We start from the raw sequence: 20,749 nt of genomic DNA, 5'->3' as shown, positions 1-20,749 counted from the left end.
ACCGCCTCGGCCCCACCGTCACCTGCCACTGGACCCGCTTCCAGCGCCTCGCCCCGCCGGCCGAGTATCAGACCAGCTGTCGCAGCCACGAGTCGAGAGCCGCATAGTCGCTGTCAGTCAGGCCATGGCGAGGATCGACACCATGGAGCAGGGCCTGTCCCGGGTGGTGGGCAGCAACCCAGGCCCGATCGGTGTCTGTGACGTCGTCGTCAACCCAGGCGAACGGGCGCCCCGCCGCCCACTCGACAAGTGCGCGGGTCTTCCAGTGCAGTCCGTTCCGCTCGTCGTGGTCATCGATGTCGGACGGGTCCGGCCAGACCACCACTGCCAGCTGAGGCAGACCGATGCGGGGCGCGATGCACTCGTTCGCGTCCGCCATCCATGTCGTCGCCCAGACCACCTCGCACGGGAGCGCCGCCAGCCGGGGTCCATGCTCGGGATTGATCCTGGTCAGAAGCGGATTCGCATGGGCGCCAGGCAGTTCAGGGCCCGTCACATAGGGCGGATACGGCTGGGAGACCGCGCCGAATGGGATGAGTGGCCCATCGACATCGAGAAACAACAGGGAACGCCGCACAGAGCCAGTCACGGGAGCACGATAGCGACAGATCCCCACGGGGGACCGCCTCGATGACCAAAGCCCTGCAACCGAGCGGCGCCCCGCCTGCTGCTATGTCTCGGGTTCTGGCACAAGCTTCCGCGCAACGGCCCCCGTGCGTGGCGGCTCGTACTTCCAGGCGCCTTGGAAGTCGCCCGGAAATGAGCCGTGGTCACGGTGGTTCGCCTGACAGTTCCGGGCCGTGGAAGAGGTCGTGCTCCGTCTGGAGGAGCTGTTGTTCCCGTCGACCGCAGACATCGCGGTGCTGTCGTTGGACGTGGGTACCGAGATCGTGCGCGTCGACGCGCCGTGCACCGCGGCTGGCGCCACCTGCCCGGAAGGCGGAGCCTGGTCGACCCGGGTCCATAGCTGCTACCTGCGGTTCCCAGCGGCCGCGCGAGCGGCGGGGACCGCCCTGCGCAGGGACAGGGCGAAGGCGCAGCTGGTGAGGGTGAGGACGACGATCGGCGGAAGGGGCAGCAGGAGGACGGATATCGCCAAGGCGGCCAGGGAGAGCGTGAGGGTGATCCATCCGAAGGCGGTGCGGCGCTGGACGAGGGTGGGGGCGTGGCGGACGGCGGTGAGGATCAGGAGGCCGCAGGTGATGATGGAGAGGGCCATGACGATGCTGATGCCGGTGAAGACGTCGAGGACCGCGCGTTCCAGACCCAGCAGGCTGAAGGTGGACTCCCGCATGGCGGTGTCGGCTGCCCGCTGTCGCGGGGTCTTGGTGGCCAGCGCCGAAGCGGCGGAGAGGGCGAGGTGGCCGATGCCCAGGACGACGAAGCCGTAGGCGCCAACCACGAAGGGCTGGACGGAGTCCGCCCGGCGGAGGGGGCCGGATATGACCGTGGTGTTCACCGTTACTCCTTGACGTTGACGGGGGTGGAAGGTGGTTGCCAGCTCAGGACCGTGTCCAGAGCCCTCAGCGACAGCGCCTGCGGCGTGGCTCGTACGGCCAGGTTCCGGATGGACACGGCAAGCGGGTGGGAGAGCCTGGCGAGTTCGCCGATGCGCCGGGAACGGCGGCTGATCCGGGTGGTCCGCCGGTGTCTGGCCCTCGTATAGGCGGCGAGAGCGGCCGGCACGTCGTCGGCGGGCGCGAGGAGATGCGCCACGACTACGGCGTCCTCGATGGCCTGGCAGCCGCCCTGTCCCAGGTTGGGGGTCATCGCGTGGGCGGCGTCTCCGAGCAGGGCCACCCGACCGGCGTGGAACCGGGGCGGAGGCGCGGCCAGTTCGTGGAAATCATGGTGGAGTATGCCAACCGGGTCGGGGTGCCCCTGGTTCAGCCGGTCCAGCAGCGCGGGTATCGGATCGTGCCACGCGCCGAAGCGCCGGGTCAGCTCCGCGTGGTGGTCGGCCGGTTTCGCGCCGGGGCGGGAAAGGGCGGTGGCGTAGACGTAGATACGGCCATCGGCGAGCGGAACGATGCCGAACCGCTCGCCTCGCCCCCACGTTTCGGCGGCCCGCTGGGGAGGCAGGCCCGCACCGGGAAGCACGGCTCGCCATCCGGCTTCACCGGCGTGACGCAGACCGTGGTGAGCGGGGAAGAGCTGGCCGCGGAGCACGCTGCGACTGCCGTCCGCCGCCAGTACGACATCGGCACGGAGGTCGCCTGCCGACGTACGCACGGCCACGGTGTCCCCCGCGTCGTCCACGCCGGTCACTGATACGCCGAGACGTACGACGCCGGCCGGCAGGGCGGCCGCGAGAGTCTCGATCAGGAAGCCGCGGTGCACGGCGCGCGCGGAGAGCCCGTAGCGGGCGGACACCGCGCCGCTGTCGGATCGACTCAGCCACGTGCCGTCGGGCGTACGCAGTCCGACCTGACCGGGCAGGGCGTCACCCGCCCACAGGCCGGGGCCCAGACCGATGGAATCCAGGGCGCGCAGTGCGTTCGGGGCGAGCACGATGCCGGCGCCGATGCCCGTGAGCACAGAGGCCCGTTCGCAGACGGTGACGCGCCATCCGCGGTGGCTCAGGCCCACCGCCGCGGTCAAGCCCCCGATTCCGGCTCCGGCCACAACAGCATGACGAACACCCATGTCGACTGCCTCCCCCTCCCTGCGGCCTCTACATCTGTAGAGGCGACATACTCGCACTCTACATCGGTAGAGTGCGGGTATGTCCACTCCTGACCGCCGGGACCTGATCGCCGACGCCGCCATCAGTACCGTGGCCACCGCCGGGCTGCGCGGCCTGACCCATCGCGCGGTCGACGCCGCCGCAGGCCTGCCGGCCGGCAGCACGTCGTACTACTTCCGCACCCGCAGCGCTCTGATCAGCGCCTGCTACCTCCGCCTGGCCGAACTCTCGGTCGCCGACGTGGATCGCTGGGAGGCGGACCACGGGCGCCCGGACTTGGACTCCGCCGCAGGGGCGCTCGCCGCACTGCTGCATCACTGGCTGACGGCGGCGCGCGACCGCCAGCTCGCCCGCTTCGAACTCAGCCTGGAGGCAACCCGGCGGCCGGAGCTGCGTGCCGACCTGCGGACCGCCGGCCTCGCCGCACGGTCCAGGGCCGCCGCCCTGCTGGCAGCGCTTGGGGCTCCCCGTCCGGCGCCGGCAGCGGATCTGCTCGTCGCCTGGACCGACGGCCTGCTGTACGACTGGCTCGCCGGCGCGATGGCCACGAGCCGCCCGCTGCCCGACGAGACCGAGCTGACCCCGGTGGTCCGGCGGATGCTCGAAGCCGCGCTTTCCGCCTGACCGAAGCCAACGACCCCGTTGGCGTGCGGACGTGTTCGGCCTGGTGACCGCTCTCAGGAACATGTGCCGTGGCTGTCGCTGCCAGTGTCCTGGAGTGGTGGGCTGCTGCTCGCAAGACCGTGCGCCGCGAGAAGACGCTCATGGCGCTGCAACGGTTGAAGGGGGCGGCGGCCTTGCCACCGGCGTGGACGCCGGACCGCGAGCACGGGTGAGTGATGGTGGCCCGTGACGACTGGGTGATGGAGCGGTTCATCATGCGCCGGGGATGATGTCCGGCTTCCTGCGCCGCCAGGTGCGAACGTCCCGTAACATCCGGGGCGGTCCCTTCATCGATGCGGCCTTGGGCGGCCTGAACTACCAGGAGACCGGGGAGTTCTGGCGAGGAGAAGGGCATCTCGTAGGACGAGACCGACGAGACGGGGCTGCTCCGCCTCTACCGCCAGGTAGTGGGGGCCCTGCACCGCACGGGTCAGGCGATGCGCGCGGCCGGCCGGCCCGGTGCGGCGTCGGCGGGGGCACGGGACGACGCCGCCCGCAGCGCGGTGTGCGTGCGGGCGGCGCGGGGATTCACGCCAGGGTGAGGACGGCGTCGTCGGCACCCATGACCGCCCGCAGCGCGGTGATCTGCTGCCATGTCAGGCCCAGGGCGCGGGCCGCGAAGCGGTACGTGACGTGGTCGGCGCCGTTCGCCGTCGCCCGCACCTGCTCCAGTGCCTGGTCCCGGTTGGCCGGCAGCAGGCCCGCCCGGGCGGGTGACCGTCCGTGTGCCCGGTGGCGTTCGCGAGCGATCTCGTGGATGCCGGTGAGCTTCGCCGCCAGATCGGCGGCCTCGTCCAGCGTCGGCGGCAGGGTCTCCAGCAGGTGTCCGGCGACGAGGTTGTGACGGATGGCCTCGTCCAGGTCCAGGTGGTAGACGCGTGCGGAGGCGTCTGTGAGCGGGATCAGGCGATCCACGGTCCGCACGGTCCCGCGCACTCCGCCGATGGCGGCGGTGAACAGGGCGGAGGCCTCCGACGGGTGCCAGGACAGCGCGGTGGCGGCGGTCGCGGCGTCCCCGGTGGTCGGGGTGAGGTAGCGGCTCCCCAGCCGGTCCAGGAGAACCGCCTGGGGGATCTCCCCGTCGGTTCCCGGACCGGCGACGTACACGGTGGCGCCGACGCCGGCGAGTTTGCACGCGGCCAGGGTCAGCGCGTCCACCAGCGGGCTGCACAGCGTCTCCTCGTCGCCGTGGGCGAGGACGTCCCCGCCGATGTCGACGATCCGGACGTGCGCCTCCCCGTCCCCGTCCCCGACCCCGTGTCCGTCTCGCGCGAGGCGCAGGATCTGCTCGGCCATGCCCCGTAGCCCCTGGTACGGGTCGAGCAGCACCAGCCTGGCCGGCAGGTCCCCGGCGAGGCGCGGCAGCGTCGAACCCGCCGGCGGCACCGGCCGGGTGGCCGAGGTGACGACAGGTCGCTCGCCGACCTGCGACAGGCCCGTGAAGTGGCCATCCCCCAGGGGGCCGGGGGTGGGGTCGACCTCCAGGCGTTCCCAGGCGTAGGTGACGATCGTGGGTAACTCGCCGGTGCCGGTGCCGGTGCGGGTGCCGGTACCGGTGCGAGTGCCGGTGCGGGTCGCTGCGGCTGCGGCTGCGGCTGTGGCTGCGGCTCTGGATATGGCGGCCGCGGTGATCGCGGTGCCCACGGGGTCGCCGCCCCCGCCCGCGGCGACGAACACATCGCTCACGCGCTCTCCCCCGCGGTGGTGATCCCCGTGATGCGCACCGGGGTCCCCATGTTCTTCTTCGCCCGCATGTTGGCGTTGTGCAGACCCTCGTAGTACTCGCGGTCGAGATTCTTGACGTGATCGGAGTAGAACATCCACGACAGGATGTCGCGGTACTTGAACCCCTTCGGGGTGAGCTGGATCCGGCGCGGGCCGACACGGTGGATGAGCCCGTTGGACTCCGCGGCGTCCAGCACCGCGCCGACCTCGTCGGCGATCTTGTCCAGGCCGAAGCGGTCCAGCTCCGACAGGTCGAGGTCGAAGGAGTCCAGCACGAGCCGCTTGCGGACGATCTCCTCCGGCGTGAGGGCGAAGCCCGTGGTGGGACGGAGCCGGTGCTCCTTGGCCTGGGCGATGTAATCGGCCACCTCGGCCATGGACGGCTTGACGCTGCCGGTCATGTAGTCCAGCACGGAGGTGTAGGAGCGGGCTCCGACGCCGAGCCCGAGCAGGGGTACGCCGTGGAAGGTGAGAACCTTCTGCACGTAGCCGCCGCGCCCGGGCTTCTTGTAGCGGACGGAGCCCTCCTGCACGTACCCGTGCTCGGTGAACACCTCGCGCGCGTAGTCGTAGCGGTCGTACAGCTCCGGCTTCCACATGTACTGGTAGGAGCCGGTCTTGGAGAACCAGGCGTCCGGCCGCACGGTGAGGAAGTAGGTGGAGATGGTGGTCGGGGCGAGCCTGGCGAGCTCGTCCACCGAGTGCCGCCAGGTCTCCGGGGTCTGCCCCGTGAAGCCCATGATCAGGTCGGTGGACAGGTCCGGCAGTCCGCGCTCCTGGACGATGGAGACGGCCTGGCGGATGACGTCCTCGCCGGCCTGACCGCGGCCCGCCTCCCGGATCTCCTTCGGGACGAGCGACTGGATGCCGATGTTGGCCCGGGTCAGCCCCATCTCCAGCAGCCGGCTGAAGCCGTCGGGATCGGCGACGATGGAGTCGGGCGTGGCCTCCACGGCGACCTCTTCCACCGTGGAGCGCCAGTTGGGGTAGATCTCGGTGAGAGTGGTGAAGATCTGCTCGAAGTGCCGGGTCGACAGGAGCGCCGGCGTGCCGCCCCCGATGTAGACGGTGCGCAGCCGCCGTGCCTGGATGATCTCGGCGTGGTCGCGGATCTGCGTACAGAGCGCGTCGGTGTAGGCGTCGTAGAGGTCCTCGTCGGTGGAGATCACCGTGTAGAGGTTGCAGAAGCCGCACTTGTAGCGGCAGAAGGGAACGTGCAGGTAGAGGTTGAGTTCCGGTACCTGGTACGCCTCCAGGTCCCTGGCCCAGACGTCGTGGACGTCCCAGGCGCCCTCTTCGAGGGGGCGGTAGGTCGAGCGGGGCGGATAGGAGTACTGGTAAGGCGGGATGACGCCCTGTCGGATGTACGCGGCGAGCTGATCGTGCAGGCTGTTCACGATGGATCTCCCCATTCGGGTCATGCCGTCGTAGTGACCGTGCGCAGCGATTCGATCACGCCACATTTTGTTGAAGCTATGGGTCATGTGCACCAACTCGCCTGCACCGGACGGCGTCTGGTCGGTACCTTCGTCCAACTCGCCCATCCCGACGGACAGTTGTTTTCAGAGAAGAGGCCGATAGACGGTGCGGTCTCCCGGCGGGTCCACTGACCTGGTGGACATCAGCCAAGAGCCGGGCGGGACCGGCGTGATGGTGATCGAACCGATGGGGAACGCCGGGCGCTTCCTCGTCGAGGCCGCCGGGCGACTGCGGCTGCGCCTCTACGCGGCCACGCACAAGACCATCCACGACGGCTACGAACCGTGGCTGAGGGAGTCGCTCGCCGGGGTGTGCTTCACCGACCTGTCGGACACCGACCGGGCGCTGACCGACATGGAGGTGTTCTGCCGCGAACACCGGGTCACCGGCGTCGCGGCGTGCTGGGAGCTGCTGACGCCGCTGGCGGCCCTGCTGGCCGACCGCCTCGGCCTTCCGGGCAACGATCCGCGCCTCGCCGCGGCGGCCCGTAACAAGATCGCGATGGCCGGGGCCTTCCGCTCCGCCGGTGTCCCGGCCCCGCGCGGGGCGGTGGTCACCGACGCCCGGCACGCCCACCGGGTGGCCGCCTCGGCGGGGCTCGGCTGGCCCCTGGTGGTCAAGCCGGCCGAGCAGGGCGGATCCTGGGGGGTCAGCGTGGTGCACGGCCCCGACCAGCTCGACTCCGCGGTGGCCGCCGCCCAGCGGTACACCACCGCCAGGCCGCACGGCCTGCCGCTGGACTCCCGCGTGCTGCTGCAGAGTTACGTGGCCGGGGAGGAGTACTCGGCCGAGACGGTCGTCTGCGACGGCGTGCCCTACGCGCTGCCGGTGGTCCGCAAGGACACCACGGCCGGACGGTACCGGGTGGAGACCGGCCACACCTGCCCGGCCGGGCTGACCCGGGAGACGACCCTCGCCGTACAGCACACGGCCGCCCGCGCCGCCCTGGCCGTGGGCGTACGGAACGGCATCGCGCACACCGAGGTGAAGATCCCGCCCGGTGCCGGGGTGCCGGTCGTGATCGAGACCGGCGCCCGCCTGCCCGGCGACAACATCTGCGAGATCGTCGAAGCCGCGACCGGCGTCAGCGAGGCGGTCGCCCACCTGCGCGCCGTGACCGGACGCCTGCCCGACACCACGCCCACGCGCGACGCCGCGGCGGCCATCCGCTTCCTGCTCCCCGAACGTGCGGGGCTACTGGAGCAGGTGGCCATCCCCGACCTCCCCGGCACACACAGCGAGACTTACATCCGCCCGGGGGAACGCGTCCCCGAACCGACGGACAGCTCCGGTCGCATCGGCCACGTCGTGGCCCGTGCCCACACCATCGAAGACGCCCGCCGCCTGGCCGACCGGGTGATCGCCGGCACACGAGTGAAAGTGAACTGACCTGTGCAGAGCATGCGGAAACTGGCGTTCCTGCGGTCCGTCGACATCCAGCGCGCCGATCCCTACATCCAGCAGTGCGTCCGGGACCTGGCACGCAGCGGCGTGGAGACCCGCCTGTTCCACACCCACGGTGAGGCGGGCGACGACGACTTCCCCGGCGAACGCCACCGGGTGGACCCCGCCGTCACTCCGGCGGAGCTCGCCCGGCTGGTGGCCGACTGGGGTGCGGACGCCGCCGTCTCCATCTCGCTGCCGTGCGAGAACGCCCTGCGGGACGCCACCGTGAAGCAGCTTCTCGACGCCCGCGGCATCCCGACCGTCATGACACCGCTCGCCGCCACCCGGGCCCTGTCCGACAAGTGGGAGACCAAACAGCTGCTGGCCCGCGCCGGCCTGGACACCCCGCGGGGCGTCCGGGCCGACTCCGACCTCCTCGCGGGCCGGGGCCTGCCGGTGCCGGCGTACGCCGACGCCCTGCGCGCATCCGCCGAGGAGATCGGCTACCCGCTGCTGTCCAAGCCCATCTGGGACTCCACCAGCATGGGCATCCGCGCCCTGCCCGACCCGGCGGCGCTGGACGCCTACCTGGCCGACCCGCCCGAGGTGTCGGCGGTGATCGAGGAGTGCGTCAGCGGCGACCTGTGCTCGGTCGACATCGTCGGACAGCCCGGCGGCTACCAGGTGCTTCCGCTGTGCTGGACCGGCACCGCCGGAACCGAGCCGGTGTTCACCTTCGCGGACCTGCGCTGGTGCGGGCCCCGGCCGGAGGCCGACGCCGCGTTCGCGCCCGTCGCGCGGAAGCTGGCCGCCCTGTGCGAGGGGCTCGGCGTGTACGGGTCGGTCAACGTCGACATGATCTACACCGGCTCCCGGTACGTGGTGCTGGAGATCAACCCCCGCATCGGCGGAGCCACCACCCTGTCCTGTGCGGCCTCCGGCACCAACACCTTCCGGTCGCTCGCCGACATGGCCCGCGGCCGGTACACCTCCGGAACGGCCCACCGCACACGGTGGGCCATCGAGTTCCTCTCCCCGGAGCGGCTGCCCGCGCCCGCGCGCGCCGAGCTGACGGAACGGCTGGCCGTCATCACCGCGCACGAGCTGGTCATCGACGGCGTCAGCCACGGCGACATCGTCGTCCTCACTCTCGCCGAGGGCGACGAGGAGCAGACCGTGAAGGCCCTGGAGGCGGTGCACACCGCGAGCGGCTTCCCCCGGCCGGAGGTGCTGGACAAGGTCCGCGCCCTGCTCACCCCGTGACGGCCACCGGCACCGGCACCGGCACCATGGCCCGCCCCGGCCGGGTGCGGCGTGCGCTCGGCCTCCCGGCCACCGGCGGGCACGGGCGGTTCATCACCGGCAACCTCATCGACTCCCTCGGCAACGGCATGCTCTTACCCCTGGGCCTGCTGTACTTCACCACCATCAGGGACCTGCCTCTGGCCGCCGTCGGCGCCGCCGTCACCATCGGTCAACTCGCCGCGCTCCCCGTCGTCTTCGTCGCCGGCCGCTTCATGGACCGGCGCGACCCCCGGCGCCTGACCGTCGTCGCCAACGTCGTCGGCGCCGCCGGGTTCCTCTCCTTCCTCGCCGCCCACCGGCCCTGGCAGGTGGCCTGCGCCTACCTCCTCGTCCAGTCCGGCGTCAACGCGTACTACACGGCGCAGCGCACGCTGATCACGCACACCGTCCCCGCCGCCGAGACCCGCGCCTGGTTCGCCTTCACCGGCAGCCTGCGCAACATCGGCATCGGCGCCGGAGCGGCACTGGCCGCAGCCGCGCTCGCCCTGTTCGGCACCGGCGCTTTGACCTGGCTCATCGCGGCCGCCGCCCCTCTGTACCTGATCGCCGCCGTTTGCTTCGCCGGTGTGCCCACCAGCCCACCGCCGTCGCCCGCCGCCACGAAGGCCATGAACGCCACGGCCAAACCCGTGGCCCCGAACGCCCCGAACGCGCCGGCGGCGTCCACCTCGCCGGCCGCGCCGGGCGCCCCCGGGGAGACGCCTCCTCACACCGCCCCGCCCACCGAGGCCGACAGCGACAGCACCCGCCGCTACCTGCTCCTCGTCGCCTGCAACGTCCCGTTCGTGCTGGCCCAGTCCATGCTGTCGGTCCTCATCGCCCTCTACGCCACCCGGGCCCTGGGGTTGCCGGCCTGGACGGCGAGCGTCCTGCTCGTACTGAACACCGTGATGGTCTCGACCCTGACCAGCCCCCTGACGGCCCACGCCGCACCCTCGAAACCCCGGCACACCATCACGCTGGGCTACGTCCTGCTGGCGGCCGCCATGCTGGCGTTCGCCGCCCCGGCGCTGCCCGCACTGGGCTCCACCGCGTGGCCCGCGCTGCTGGTCGCCATCGTGCTGTTCAGCCTGGCCGAGATCTTCTACTCCCCGGCCATGAACGAACTGTCCGTCACCCTCACCCCCAGCGCCGCGCGCGGCAGCCGGCAAAGCCTCTACCAGCTCTCCTGGGCGACGGGGAACATCGCCGCCCCCGTCCTGTTCACCACCCTCCTCGACGCCGGCGCCCTCCTGCCCTGGGCCGCCCAGGGTGCCGCCTGCCTCTTGGCCCTGATCGCGGTCCCGGCCCTTGAACCGTCCCGGCGGGACCAGGGCCGGCCGCGCGGAAGGACACCACGCGGAAGGACACCACGTTGAAAGCCGAGACCACCACCGGCATCGCCGCCGTCCCGGCGGCGGCATGGGACCGGCTCGCCCGGCACGCGGGCCTTTACCTCTCCCACCGCTGGCTCGCCGGAGAGGAGACGGACCCCACCGCGAGCGCCTCCTACGTGCTGGTGCGCGACGCCGCGGGCGCCCTCATCGCCGCCGCGCCGCTCTACGTCGTACACACCGAGCCCAACGCGTACTACGAGCCGGCCCACCTCCCACCCGGCGCCGGGCGGCCGCGGGTCATCGCCGGCGCCCGCCGCGGCTACCACAACGCCCCGCTGACCGATCCCGGCCTCTGCGACGAACAGCGCACGGCCTGCCTCGCGCTGCTCCGCGACACCATCCGCGCCCACGCCGCCCGGCACGGCACCACCCACTGGTGGCCCTACCTGACCGAGACCGCCGCCCGGCAGCTCACCCCCCTCTACCGGACGGCCCCGTACCGGCTCGACGACGACGCCACCATCCCGCTGCCCGGCACCGGCTTCGACGACTACCTGGCCTCCCTGCCCTCCAAGCGCCGCGTCGCCATCCGCCACGAACGCGCCGCCTTCCACGCCGCCGGACTCGACGTCCGCCACCAGGCGCTCGCCGACTGCTACCAGGACGCCGGCCGCCTCCTCGCGTCCCTCCAGAACTCCCACGGCCACGCCGACGACACCGACGCCATGACCGGCCTGCTCAAACGCCAGGCCGACGCCATGGGGGAACAGGCGCGCGTCCTCGCCGCTTACGACGGCTCCCGCCTGGCCGCCTTCTGCCTCTACTACCACTACGGCAGCACGACCTGGCTACGCGCCGTCGGCACCGACCCGGCCCGGCCCGTACCCTTCGCCTACTTCACCCTGGCGTACTACCTGCCCATCGCGGACGCCTACCGCCACGGCACCAACGCCGTGCACGCCGGCATGAAGGCCATCCAGGCCAAACGCCTCCGCGGCGCCCGCGTCACCGGCCTGTACGCCCTCCACGACGGCTAGGCCGTCTCTTTGGGACACCCCTCCTGGCGGGCGCAGCCTGGACGATCACGGCCCACTTCGGACCGGGCACGGCCCCTGTGGCGATGCGACACGGGCTGTGGTGGACCCGTGTTGTACGGCGCGGCTCGGCCGTAGCGCTGTCCGGTGCGCTGGGCCCCCTGGCGGCAGTCGCCGCACCGCCCGGTGAGCCCCCTCGACAAAAGGCAGAGGCAAGGAGGTTGACCGCTCCTTGCCACTCTCAACCTATAGCGCACCGGGGGCCTTGCGGCAAGACCCGGGTCGTGGCGCAGAATCGTCGGCCGAGGCCAGGACCTGTGGAAATCCGGGATTCACGAGTCAGGTGTGCTTGTGCCGAGGCATGGGCCTCACGGTGCTGCGCTCCGTGCGGAGGTGCCGCCGTGTGCGCGCCGCCGGGCTGCGGGGAGCGGCTGGCCTAAATCCAATGTCGTTGCATGGGGGGTTTCATGGTTGACGTGATCGTGGTCGGCGGCGGACCGACCGGCTTGATGCTGGCGGGCGAGTTGCGGCTGCACGGGGTGCACGTGGTCGTGCTGGAGAAGTTGACCGAGCCGACCGGGCAGTCCCGCGGGCAGGGCCTGCATGTGCGCAGCGTCGAGATGATGGACCAGCGCGGGCTGCTGGACCGGTTCCTCGCGGTCAGTGAGAGGTTCCAGGTGGGCGGTCTCTTCGGCGGCATCGTCAAGCCGTGGCCGGAGCGGTTGGACACGGCGCACCCGTACGGCCTCGCCACCCCGCAGCCCGTCACCGAGCGGCTGCTCAACGAGCGTGCCCTCGAACTCGGTGCCGAGATCCGGCGCGGCTGCGAAGTGGTCGCCCTGAGCCAGGACGAGGACGGGGTGACCGCCGAACTGGCGGACGGCACGCACCTGCGCTCGCGTTACCTGGTCGGGTGCGACGGCGCCCGCAGTGCGGTGCGCAAGCGGCTCGGCGTCGGTTTCCCCGGCGAGCCCGCCACGGTCGAGACGCTGCTGGGCGAGATGGCGTTGACCGAGGATGCGGCGACGGTTGCCGCCGTCGTGGCGGACGTCCGCCAGACCCAGCTGCGGTTCGGCGCCATTCCCCTCGGGGACGGGGTGTACCGCCTGGTCGTGCCCGCCGAAGGGGTGTCCGAGGACCGCACGGTCCCGCCGACCCTCAAGGAGTTCACGCGGCAGCTGCGGGCCTTCGCGGGCACCGACTTCGGCGCGCACTCGCCGCGCTGGCTGTCCCGGTTCGGCGACGCCACCCGGCAGGCCGAGCACTACCGGGTCGGCCGGGTGCTGCTGGCCGGCGACGCGGCGCACATCCACCCGCCGACCGGCGGGCAGGGGCTGAACCTGGGCATCCAGGACGCGTTCAACCTCGGCTGGAAACTGGCCGCCGCGGTCAACGGCTGGGCGCCGGAGGGGCTGCTGGACAGCTACCACACCGAGCGGCACCCGGTGGGCGCCCGCGTGCTGGACAACACCCGCGCGCAGATGACGCTGCTGGGGACCGATCCGGGTGCGACCGCGCTGCGGGAGCTGTTCGCGAAGCTGATGGACTTCGAGGAGGTGAACCGGTATGTGACCGAGATGATCACCGCGGTCGGGGTCCAGTACGACGTCGGAGGGGGCCACGACCTGCTCGGCCGGCGGATGCGGGACGTGAAGCTGAAGCAGGGTCGCCTCTACGAGGTGATGCACAGCGGCCGCGGACTGCTGCTCGACCGGACCGGCCGGCTCTCCGTGGAGGGCTGGGCGGATCGGGTGGACCACATCGTCGACGTCAGCGAGGAACTGGACGTGCCCGCGGCGCTGCTGCGGCCGGATGGCCACGTGGCGTGGGTGGGTGATGACCAGCAGGACCTGCTCAGCCGGCTGCCCACGTGGTTCGGCGTCGCTGCGGTGAGCTGAGCGCGTGGTTCGGTGCCGTACCCGACCATGATGGGGCCACCACCGGTGGTGGTTCGGCATCGCGGTCGGCTCCTCTAAAGGACCTTGCGATCTCGTATGGGAAGGGGCTCACCGCATCAGCTGGGGGCCCCTTCCTCTCCCGCCGCAGCCGGTGCTTCCCCGGATGGCCTGACGCCCCGAGCCCGCTGACGCTCAGTCAGCGAACTCCGCCTTGGTCAGGTCCTGAGAGAGGCGCCAGCTGTCTCCTGCCCGCTCGAAGAGCAGGACGTGCGACTGCGCGTAGGGAAGGGTCGGCTGCGGGTCGGCACCGGAGCGCGTGGTCGCGTAGGGCGTCGTCACCTCGCTGAGCCAGACCTTGGCGCGTTCACCGTGCATCTCCACCCGGGAGATGGTGGCCTTCGCCTTCGCCTCGCTCCACACACGTCCCGTCGGCGCTGGGTACTGCCGCCAGGGCGCGTCGGCAACGTCGGCCTCGCGCTGGAAGATCTGCTCAGCAGCGTCCCCGAAGCGACTTCCGCTCCGCCTCTTCCAGCCTGTTCTGCACCACGAACGCCGCCGGTACCGCCGCGACAACTGCCGCCGTACCCGCCAGTATCAGCTTGTAGGCCTTACGCATGGTCTCCCCCTTCGGATCGTGGAACGGATCGTATGCGATCGCCAGGTGAGTGGGCTCGGTACCCAACCGCGGTGCAGCGCGAGCGATCCAGAGCGGCCCTTCGGCCGGTTCCCGCAAACCACGATCGGGTCCGGCCTCGGGGCTCAGTCCTCGGCGTCCTCGGGGTACCAGCGCAGCTCGACGGTGTTGCCGTCGGGGTCACGCACGTAGAGCGACTGGGCGGTGCCGCGGGCGCCGAAGCGGGGAACCGGGCCCTCCAGCACGGTGAAGGTGCCGGAGTCGATGACCTCCTGCCAGTCCACCGGCTCCACGACCAGGCAGATGTGGTCCACGTTGGACTCGCCGCGGGGCCGGGCCAGCAGGTCGATGATCATGGTCGGGCTGACCCGTACGGAGGGGAACGGCACCTTGCCGGCCCGCCACTCCTCGACCCTGACCGGGCCCAGGCCGAGCGGCCCGCAGTAGAACTCCAACGATCGCTCGACGTCCTCCACATTGAGCACCACGTGGTCGAAATCCTTGACCTTCACGGGCCCCCCTTCGCTGTCCACTCCTCCCGGGCCGCAACCCGGTACATGATCGACCGACACTAGCGTGCCGGTCCCGGTGGAAGACCGCGAGTGAGCCGCATCTCACCTGGGCGGCGGCGCTTGTCTATGCAACAAGTTGCATAGCAGGATCCCCGCATGGCGCTCGAGCACGCGATCCTCGTCTCCCTGCTGGAGAAGCCGGGCTCCGGCTATGAGCTGGCCCGGCGGTTCGAGCGGTCCATCGGGTACTTCTGGACCGCCACCCACCAGCAGATCTACCGCGTCCTCAAGCGCATGGAGGCGGACGGCCGCCTCGATGTGCGCGAGGTGCCGCAGAGGAGCCGGCCGGACAAGAAGGAGTACTCGGTCTCCGCCCTCGGCCAGGCTTGTCTGTCCGAGTGGCTGCATGAGCCGATCCAGCCGGAGAGCGTGCGGCACGACCTCGCCGTGAAGATCCGCGGTGCGGCCTTCGACGACCCGGCCGCGCTGATCCAGGAGGTCGAGCGGCATCGGCGACTGCACGGCGACCGCCTCGCGCACTACCTCGCGGGAGAGCGGCGCGACTTCGGCGCAAGCGATGCGTCCGCAGCTCCGGACGCCGGGCGGGAGCTCCAGCACGCGGTGCTCCGCGGCGGGATCGCGTACGAGCGGATGATGCTCGCCTGGCTCGATGACGTACTCGCCACCCTCCATCGGCTCGCTCCCGGTCTCTGACACGGTCGCCGGCGAGCCGGCCTCCTGCCTCCATCCCCCTCACCACTCCCCGACCCCAAGCCGGAAAGGCGAACATCCATGGCTGACCCGCTGCTGTTCAACCCGCGCACCTACGACCCGGCGCACTTCGACCCCGAGACCCGCAGGCTGCTGCGCGCCACCGTCGACTGGTTCGAGGACCGCGGCAAGCGCAGGCTGATCGAGGACTACCGCTCCCGTGTCTGGCTGGCCGACTTCCTCGCGTTCGCCGCCAAGGAAGGGCTGTTCGCCACCTTCCTCACCCCCGCCACCGAGGCCGGCGGGCAGCGGGACAAGCGCTGGGACACGGCCCGGATCGCCGCCCTCAACGAGATCTTCGGCTTCTACGGGCTCGACTACTGGTACGCGTGGCAGGTCACCATCCTCGGGCTCGGCCCGGTCTGGCAGAGCGACAACACCGCCGCTCGCGCCCGCGCCGCGGAACTGCTCTCCCAGGGCGAGGTGTTCGCCTTCGGCCTGTCCGAGAAGGCCCACGGCGCCGACATCTACTCCACCGACATGCTGCTGGAGCCGGACGGCCAGGGCGGCTTCCGGGCCAGCGGCTCGAAGTACTACATCGGCAACGGCAACGCCGCCGGGCTGGTCTCCGTCTTCGGCCGCCGCACCGACGTCGAGGGTCCCGAGGGTTATGTCTTCTTCGCCGCCGACAGCCGCCACCCGGCGTACCACCTGGTGAAGAACGTCGTCGACTCCTCGAAGTACGTCAGCGAGTTCCGCCTCGACGGCTACCCGGTCGGCCCCGACGACGTGCTTCACACGGGCCGCGCCGCCTTCGACGCCGCGCTCAACACCGTCAACGTCGGCAAGTTCAACCTCTGTACGGCCTCCATCGGCATCTGCGAGCACGCGATGTACGAGGCCGTCACGCATGCGCACAACCGGATCCTCTACGGCCGTCCCGTCACCGCCTTCCCGCACGTGCGCCGCGAGCTGACCGACGCGTACGTCCGGCTGGTCGGGATGAAGCTGTTCAGCGACCGCGCCGTCGACTACTTCCGCGCCGCGGGCCCCGACGACCGGCGGTACCTGCTGTTCAACCCGATGACCAAGATGAAGGTGACCACCGAGGGCGAGAAGGTCATCGACCTCATGTGGGACGTCATCGCCGCCAAGGGCTTCGAGAAGGACAACTACTTCGCCCAGGCCGCGATCGAGATCCGGGGGCTGCCCAAGCTGGAGGGCACGGTCCACGTCAACCTGGCGCTGATCCTGAAGTTCATGCGCAACCACCTGCTGAACCCGGTCGACCACGCGCCCGTACCGACCCGCCTCGACGCCGCCGACGACACCTTCCTCTTCCGGCAGGGCCCGGCCCGCGGGCTGGGCTCGGTCCGCTTCCACGACTGGCGCCCGGCCTTCGACGCTTACGCCCACCTGCCCAACGTCGGCCGCTTCCGCGAGCAGGCGGACGCACTGTGCGAGTTCGTCACCACCGCGGCCCCCGACGAGGAGCAGAGCCGCGACCTCGACCTCCTCCTCGCCGTCGGCCAGCTCTTCGCGCTCGTCGTCCACGGCCAGCTGATCCTGGAGCAGGCCGGCCTGACCGGCCTGGACGAGGACGTCCTGGACGAACTCTTCGCCGTCCTCGTACGCGACTTCTCGGCGCACGCCGTCGAGCTGCACGGCAAGGACTCGGCCGGCGTGGAGCAGCAGCGCTGGGCCCTCGACGCGGTCCGCCGTCCGGTCGTCGACGAGGCCCGCTCGGCGCGCGTCTGGCAGCGCGTCGAGGCCCTGGCGGGGGCGTACGAGATGGCGCCGTAACGGCGGAGCGCGAGACAACGGGTGGGCGGGCCCGCCGGGTGACCCCGGCGGGCCCGCCCCCTTCGGCCGGTCCGCGGCGTGCGGCCGGCGGTCAGCGCCCCGGCGCCGCCCGAGGAGGCGCGGGATGCGGCCCTTCGGTGGCCGGCGCCGGGATCCAGGCCGCTGACAGCGGGCAGCGCGTTGTCTCAGAGCGTCAGGTTCCAGGCGTCGATCCTGCCCGTGTCCTGGGAGGCGGTGTCCCGGACGCGGAGTTTCCAGGTGCCGTTGGCGGCTTCCGCCGAAGCGTCGACCGGGTAGGTCTTGGTGACGTTGTCCGTGCCGTCGTTGTCGGCGAAGTCCTCCAGGAGGTAGACCGTGCCGTCCGGGGCGACCAGGGAGACGACGAGGTCTCCGCGGTAGGTGTGCTTGATGTCCACGCCCACCTTCAGGGTGGCGGGCGCGTTGCCGGTCACACCGGAGACGGTGATGGGGCTCTCGACGGTGGCGTTGTCCGCGATCGCGGCGTCCGTCGTGTTCTCGAAGTACGGCCCGGAGGGCGGGGTCGCGCCGCCGACCGCCTTCAGGGCGTCGGTCTGGCCCTCGCCGAAGAAGCCGTTCGTGGCGGTCGTGCCCGTGCACCGGCTGTCCGACGGGCAGGCGGTGTCATTGGCCTGGACGCCGAGCCCGGAGCGGAGGTCGGCCGGCGTGGCGGCCGGGTTCGCGCTCGCCATGAGCGCGGCGACGCCCGCGACGTGCGGGGAGGCCATCGACGTGCCGTTCATGTTGCCGTACTTGCCACCCGGGAGAGTGGAGTAGACACCGGACGTGCCGTCACCGCCCGGGGCGGCGATGTCGATGACGCCGTTGCCGTAGTTGGAGTACGAGGCCTTGACGTTGCCCTTGCCCATCGCGGCGACGGTGACGACGCCCGGCAGCTCGGTCGGGATGTCGAGGCAGGCGTTGGTGATGGTGCGGGTGACCGGTGTGGAGTCGTTGGGACTCTCCGTGTCGACCGTCTTGTTCGCCAGGTCGAGGTTGGAGTTGCCGGCCGCAGCTATCTGCAGGGAGCCGCGCTTCTCCGCGTACTCCTGGGCCCGCTTGACGCCCTCGATGATGGCGGCCTGGTCGGCGTTGTCGGGGCAGTTGAACTGCCAGGGGTCGGTGTAATAGCTGTTGTTGGTGACCTTGAAGCCGTGGTCGCCGGCCCACATGAAGCCGCAGATGGTGTTCTCCGCGAAGAACAGGCTGCTGCCGGGCTCGGCGATGCGGACCGAGGAGATCGTGACGCCCGGCGCCACACCGACGACACCCTTGCCGTTCTTGGCCGCCGCGATCGTACCGGCGACGTGCGTGCCGTGCGTGCCGACGTCCCGCCAGGCGCCGGTGCGGGTGTCCGCCTTGCCGTAGGCGCACGAGACGGAGTCCGCGGCGTTGAAGTTGGGGGCGATGTCCTGGTGTTGATCGTCCACGCCCGTGTCGAGCACCCCGACCTTGACGGCCGCGGAGCCGGTGGACACGGCCCAGGCCTGGTCCGCCTTGATCTGGGTCATGTCCCAGCGGGTCAGGCTCTCCGCCGGCGTGGTCGGCGACTGGGCGGGGTTCGCCGGCAGCTTCGGGTTGTACGCGTCGGCCGGTACGTCCGAGGTGCGGGTCGCGCCGACCTGCTGGACGCCGGTCACGCCGCGCATGGCCGAGGCGAAGCCGGCGGACGCCGAGTGCGCGACGATCACGCCGATCGCGTCGTACGAGGCGAAGACCGAGCCGCCGTTGGCCGCCACGGCCGCTCGCACGGCGGACGTGTCACCTGGTGCGGTGATGACGAGGTGGGCGCGAGTGCCGGCGGCCCAGGCCGCCGCCGCTGCCCGCGGTGCCGTTTCGACGGCTGCGGCCGGGGTGGCGAGGGCGAGCGTGGCGCCGAGGGTGACGGCGGCGGCCACAGGCGCCCGGAAGCGGCTCACTATGTGACGTATCAATGCGTCCTCCGAGTCCCGGCATGCCGGTCGGGCCGCCGGGCCGAATGTGTAGGGGGCGAACGCAAGATGTCAGAGCGCGCAACGGCTGAGGAAGAGGGAAATCCCTTGCACTGCTCACCGCTGCGTATGGGGGTCCGGAATACGCCTGTGGGAGGGCACGTGGGAGTACGGCGCGGGTCGGCCGTGGTCGAGGCACTCTGCGGCGAGGCGCTCAACTGCCGTGCGGGAACGGATCGCCGTCATGGCGCGGGGCCGGTCAGCACGGCGGCACACCGGCAGGCGCTCAACGCGACCGGTGCCCAGGGGGGTTGGGGTAGCCTTCTTTTCGAAACGGCCGGCAGGGCGATGGGGGTCCACCGCCGGGCCGAGCGCGGTGGCCGTTCAGCGGCCGGCCGGCCGGCCCTGGCGCTGTGGGCGGGACACCGACATGTCGGCTCCACGTGGCCGCCGCGGAACCGGCCTGCGAAGGCCGACCGCACTGGACTTTTCGGGCATGCCGGGGGCGTCGACGGGTCGGCGGTGCCGGAGGACATCGCCTCCTGCCGCTGCGACCGACTCCCCCATGACGCGGAAAGCCCTGCGCGAGCACCCCGGCCTCGTCCGCGTGGGGCTGCTCGCTCACTTCACCGACGCCGATCCGGCGGCCCTGTATGTGGGCCGCCGGATCGAGCGCGTCAACAAGGACGGCCTGATCAAAGGCCGAAGGCGCACGCGAAGGGCCTGCCGCCTGCTACGCCGATGGACGGCCTTCTTGGCCGGTCGGCCCGATCGAAGCCTTCGACTGCACCGTGTCGGCCGTGTGGACGACCTGCTCAAGCACGCGTTGACCGAGCTTTCCATCGACACCCAGCCGGACGCGGTCGATCAGCCCGTCGTTGAGCACTGATTCCGTCCCCCATTCGGACGGGCTGGGCGGGAGGAGCCCGCCGTGTCCGAGGCTCAACGGGGAAAGCCAGGCCGCGGCCGGTGACAAGCCTGTCGCGACGGCCGTCAGGACTGAGGCTTCACCGGCTCCACCGTGACCACGTCGAACTCCTCGATCGAGCGCACGGTCGCCTGCCCCGTGGCCGCCGCCTCGCCACGCAGTTTGGCGACGGGCCCCCGGGAGGCCACGAGGCTGTCCCGGTCGGCGTAGATCGCTCCCACCGTACCCCGCCCCCGCGCGCGGTCGATGAGGAGCGATCCACCGAGGTAACCGCGCATGGCCTGGAGCCTGGGCAGGACATCCTTCTTGAAGGCATCGACCACGAGGTCGGTCTGGGACGGGTCGAACTCCACCCGGGTGAGCCGGAAGCAGGCGCCTTCGCCGACCGGCTCGGGACGCGTCGCGGCTGCGGCTTCCCAGTTGTCGACCGCCATGGTCGTCGCGAACGGCGACAGCATCCGGGCGCGCAGCTCCCGCACGCGCTCGGCGCTCGCCCGGAGGGACTCCTCGTCCTGCCACCACGTCTTGGTCAGCAGTTTGCCCAGCTCGCGGTCGACGAACAGGCCCAGGCCACGGAAGCCGGGTTGTTGTACCAGCGGGTCCCTGCCTTCCGTGGTGATCTTCCGCACCGCGTCGTCCAGCGCCGCCGGATCACCCGTCGCATAGGTCGTACGAACAAACATGGCACCCTTCCCGGCTGACCTCGATGTCTCCCGCCCA

Annotated in this window: 20 protein-coding genes; 10 read left to right on the top strand and 10 right to left on the bottom strand. The window is 71.3% G+C overall.

Translation table 11 applies throughout. The features are described 5' to 3' along the window. Window positions 1-67 precede the first annotated feature (67 nt). The 3 genes from QWM81_RS04705 to QWM81_RS04695 all read right to left on the bottom strand — a co-directional run bounded on the left by QWM81_RS04705 (window position 68) and on the right by QWM81_RS04695 (window position 2,646). A complete protein-coding gene (locus QWM81_RS04705; protein ID WP_290110212.1) occupies window positions 68-589 on the bottom strand; it encodes an HAD domain-containing protein in 522 nt (173 codons plus the stop codon). A gap of 381 nt (window positions 590-970) precedes the next feature. Further along, a complete protein-coding gene (locus QWM81_RS04700; RefSeq protein ID WP_290110211.1) occupies window positions 971-1,459 on the bottom strand; it encodes an LIC_13387 family protein in 489 nt (162 codons plus the stop codon). Between the two features lie 2 nt (window positions 1,460-1,461). Next, window positions 1,462-2,646: an FAD-dependent monooxygenase gene (locus tag QWM81_RS04695; RefSeq protein ID WP_290110210.1), complete on the bottom strand. Its 1,185-nt coding sequence runs from the start codon at window positions 2,644-2,646 to the stop codon at window positions 1,462-1,464. A gap of 79 nt (window positions 2,647-2,725) precedes the next feature. Here QWM81_RS04695 and QWM81_RS04690 point away from each other — a divergent pair, with 79 nt between their 5' ends. Then, window positions 2,726-3,310, top strand: a complete 585-nt coding sequence (locus QWM81_RS04690) for a TetR/AcrR family transcriptional regulator (RefSeq protein WP_290110209.1) — start codon at window positions 2,726-2,728, stop codon at window positions 3,308-3,310. Between the two features lie 68 nt (window positions 3,311-3,378). Next, window positions 3,379-3,522: a hypothetical protein gene (locus QWM81_RS04685; RefSeq protein WP_290110208.1), complete on the top strand. Its 144-nt coding sequence runs from the start codon at window positions 3,379-3,381 to the stop codon at window positions 3,520-3,522. A gap of 355 nt (window positions 3,523-3,877) precedes the next feature. Here QWM81_RS04685 and QWM81_RS04680 read toward each other — a convergent pair whose 3' ends face one another. Together QWM81_RS04680 and QWM81_RS04675 are read right to left on the bottom strand one after the other, a co-directional pair. After that, a complete protein-coding gene (locus QWM81_RS04680; RefSeq protein ID WP_290110207.1) occupies window positions 3,878-5,035 on the bottom strand; it encodes a DUF1152 domain-containing protein in 1,158 nt (385 codons plus the stop codon). Continuing rightward, window positions 5,032-6,471, bottom strand: a complete 1,440-nt coding sequence (locus QWM81_RS04675; protein ID WP_290110206.1) for a coproporphyrinogen-III oxidase family protein — start codon at window positions 6,469-6,471, stop codon at window positions 5,032-5,034. Before QWM81_RS04675 ends, QWM81_RS04680 begins: the two co-directional genes overlap by 4 nt. Before the next feature lie 217 nt (window positions 6,472-6,688). On the opposite strand from QWM81_RS04675, the gene QWM81_RS04670 reads away from it, so the two are divergent. From QWM81_RS04670 to rox, 5 genes are all read left to right on the top strand, one after another. Then, window positions 6,689-7,942, top strand: a complete 1,254-nt coding sequence (locus tag QWM81_RS04670; RefSeq protein WP_290110205.1) for an ATP-grasp domain-containing protein — start codon at window positions 6,689-6,691, stop codon at window positions 7,940-7,942. Window positions 7,943-7,954: 12 nt separating this feature from the next. Beyond that, on the top strand, window positions 7,955-9,202 hold the full coding sequence (locus QWM81_RS04665; RefSeq protein WP_290110289.1) for an ATP-grasp domain-containing protein: 1,248 nt from the start codon (window positions 7,955-7,957) through the stop codon (window positions 9,200-9,202). Continuing rightward, entirely contained in the window at window positions 9,199-10,602 is a 1,404-nt protein-coding gene (locus tag QWM81_RS04660) for an MFS transporter (RefSeq protein WP_290110204.1), read from the top strand. Before QWM81_RS04665 ends, QWM81_RS04660 begins: the two co-directional genes overlap by 4 nt. After that, window positions 10,599-11,597 carry a peptidogalycan biosysnthesis protein gene (locus QWM81_RS04655; protein ID WP_290110203.1) on the top strand — a complete coding sequence of 333 codons (999 nt, stop codon included), beginning with the start codon at window positions 10,599-10,601 and terminating at the stop codon, window positions 11,595-11,597. The genes QWM81_RS04660 and QWM81_RS04655 overlap by 4 nt, the downstream gene beginning before the upstream one ends. Before the next feature lie 464 nt (window positions 11,598-12,061). Then, window positions 12,062-13,492 carry a rifampin monooxygenase gene (gene rox / locus QWM81_RS04650; RefSeq protein WP_290110202.1) on the top strand — a complete coding sequence of 477 codons (1,431 nt, stop codon included), beginning with the start codon at window positions 12,062-12,064 and terminating at the stop codon, window positions 13,490-13,492. A 192-nt stretch (window positions 13,493-13,684) separates the two neighbouring features. Here rox and QWM81_RS04645 read toward each other — a convergent pair whose 3' ends face one another. From QWM81_RS04645 to QWM81_RS04635, 3 genes are all read right to left on the bottom strand, one after another. Further along, window positions 13,685-13,873 carry a hypothetical protein gene (locus QWM81_RS04645; RefSeq protein WP_290110201.1) on the bottom strand — a complete coding sequence of 63 codons (189 nt, stop codon included), beginning with the start codon at window positions 13,871-13,873 and terminating at the stop codon, window positions 13,685-13,687. A gap of 109 nt (window positions 13,874-13,982) precedes the next feature. After that, window positions 13,983-14,108, bottom strand: coding sequence for a hypothetical protein (locus QWM81_RS04640; RefSeq protein ID WP_290110200.1), 126 nt, complete (start codon window positions 14,106-14,108; stop codon window positions 13,983-13,985). A 143-nt stretch (window positions 14,109-14,251) separates the two neighbouring features. Continuing rightward, a complete protein-coding gene (locus QWM81_RS04635; protein ID WP_290110199.1) occupies window positions 14,252-14,638 on the bottom strand; it encodes a VOC family protein in 387 nt (128 codons plus the stop codon). A gap of 156 nt (window positions 14,639-14,794) precedes the next feature. Between QWM81_RS04635 and QWM81_RS04630 the strand changes: the two genes are divergently transcribed. Both QWM81_RS04630 and QWM81_RS04625 read left to right on the top strand, forming a co-directional pair. Next, complete coding sequence (locus QWM81_RS04630) at window positions 14,795-15,352, top strand: PadR family transcriptional regulator (protein WP_290110198.1); 558 nt, start codon at window positions 14,795-14,797, stop codon at window positions 15,350-15,352. A gap of 78 nt (window positions 15,353-15,430) precedes the next feature. After that, window positions 15,431-17,152, top strand: coding sequence for an acyl-CoA dehydrogenase family protein (locus tag QWM81_RS04625; protein WP_290110197.1), 1,722 nt, complete (start codon window positions 15,431-15,433; stop codon window positions 17,150-17,152). 185 nt (window positions 17,153-17,337) lie between these two features. On the opposite strand, the gene QWM81_RS04620 is transcribed toward QWM81_RS04625, so the two are convergent. After that, window positions 17,338-19,104, bottom strand: coding sequence for a S8 family peptidase (locus tag QWM81_RS04620; protein WP_435372324.1), 1,767 nt, complete (start codon window positions 19,102-19,104; stop codon window positions 17,338-17,340). Between the two features lie 562 nt (window positions 19,105-19,666). Between QWM81_RS04620 and QWM81_RS04615 the strand changes: the two genes are divergently transcribed. After that, a complete protein-coding gene (locus QWM81_RS04615; protein ID WP_290110195.1) occupies window positions 19,667-19,990 on the top strand; it encodes a hypothetical protein in 324 nt (107 codons plus the stop codon). Window positions 19,991-20,094: 104 nt separating this feature from the next. Here the strand turns inward: QWM81_RS04615 and QWM81_RS04610 are convergent, their stop codons facing one another. Next, window positions 20,095-20,712: a hypothetical protein gene (locus tag QWM81_RS04610; RefSeq protein WP_290110194.1), complete on the bottom strand. Its 618-nt coding sequence runs from the start codon at window positions 20,710-20,712 to the stop codon at window positions 20,095-20,097. Window positions 20,713-20,749 lie beyond the last annotated feature (37 nt).

The organism is Streptomyces ficellus, assembly GCF_030406405.1.
GTDB classification, from domain to species: domain Bacteria; phylum Actinomycetota; class Actinomycetes; order Streptomycetales; family Streptomycetaceae; genus Streptomyces; species Streptomyces ficellus_B.
Note: the sequence above shows the minus strand (reverse complement) of the source record. Positions and strands in the feature narration are given on the sequence as shown.

Coding starts and splice junctions, on each gene's coding strand:
- QWM81_RS04695 (WP_290110210.1), bottom strand. CDS start 2,646: ATGGGTGTTCGTCATGCTGTTGTGGCCGGAGCCGGAATCGGGGGCTTG.
- QWM81_RS04690 (WP_290110209.1), top strand. CDS start 2,726: ATGTCCACTCCTGACCGCCGGGACCTGATCGCCGACGCCGCCATCAGT.
- QWM81_RS04665 (WP_290110289.1), top strand. CDS start 7,955: ATGCGGAAACTGGCGTTCCTGCGGTCCGTCGACATCCAGCGCGCCGAT.
- rox (WP_290110202.1), top strand. CDS start 12,062: ATGGTTGACGTGATCGTGGTCGGCGGCGGACCGACCGGCTTGATGCTG.
- QWM81_RS04640 (WP_290110200.1), bottom strand. CDS start 14,108: ATGCGTAAGGCCTACAAGCTGATACTGGCGGGTACGGCGGCAGTTGTC.
- QWM81_RS04630 (WP_290110198.1), top strand. CDS start 14,795: ATGGCGCTCGAGCACGCGATCCTCGTCTCCCTGCTGGAGAAGCCGGGC.
- QWM81_RS04625 (WP_290110197.1), top strand. CDS start 15,431: ATGGCTGACCCGCTGCTGTTCAACCCGCGCACCTACGACCCGGCGCAC.
- QWM81_RS04615 (WP_290110195.1), top strand. CDS start 19,667: ATGACGCGGAAAGCCCTGCGCGAGCACCCCGGCCTCGTCCGCGTGGGG.
- QWM81_RS04610 (WP_290110194.1), bottom strand. CDS start 20,712: ATGTTTGTTCGTACGACCTATGCGACGGGTGATCCGGCGGCGCTGGAC.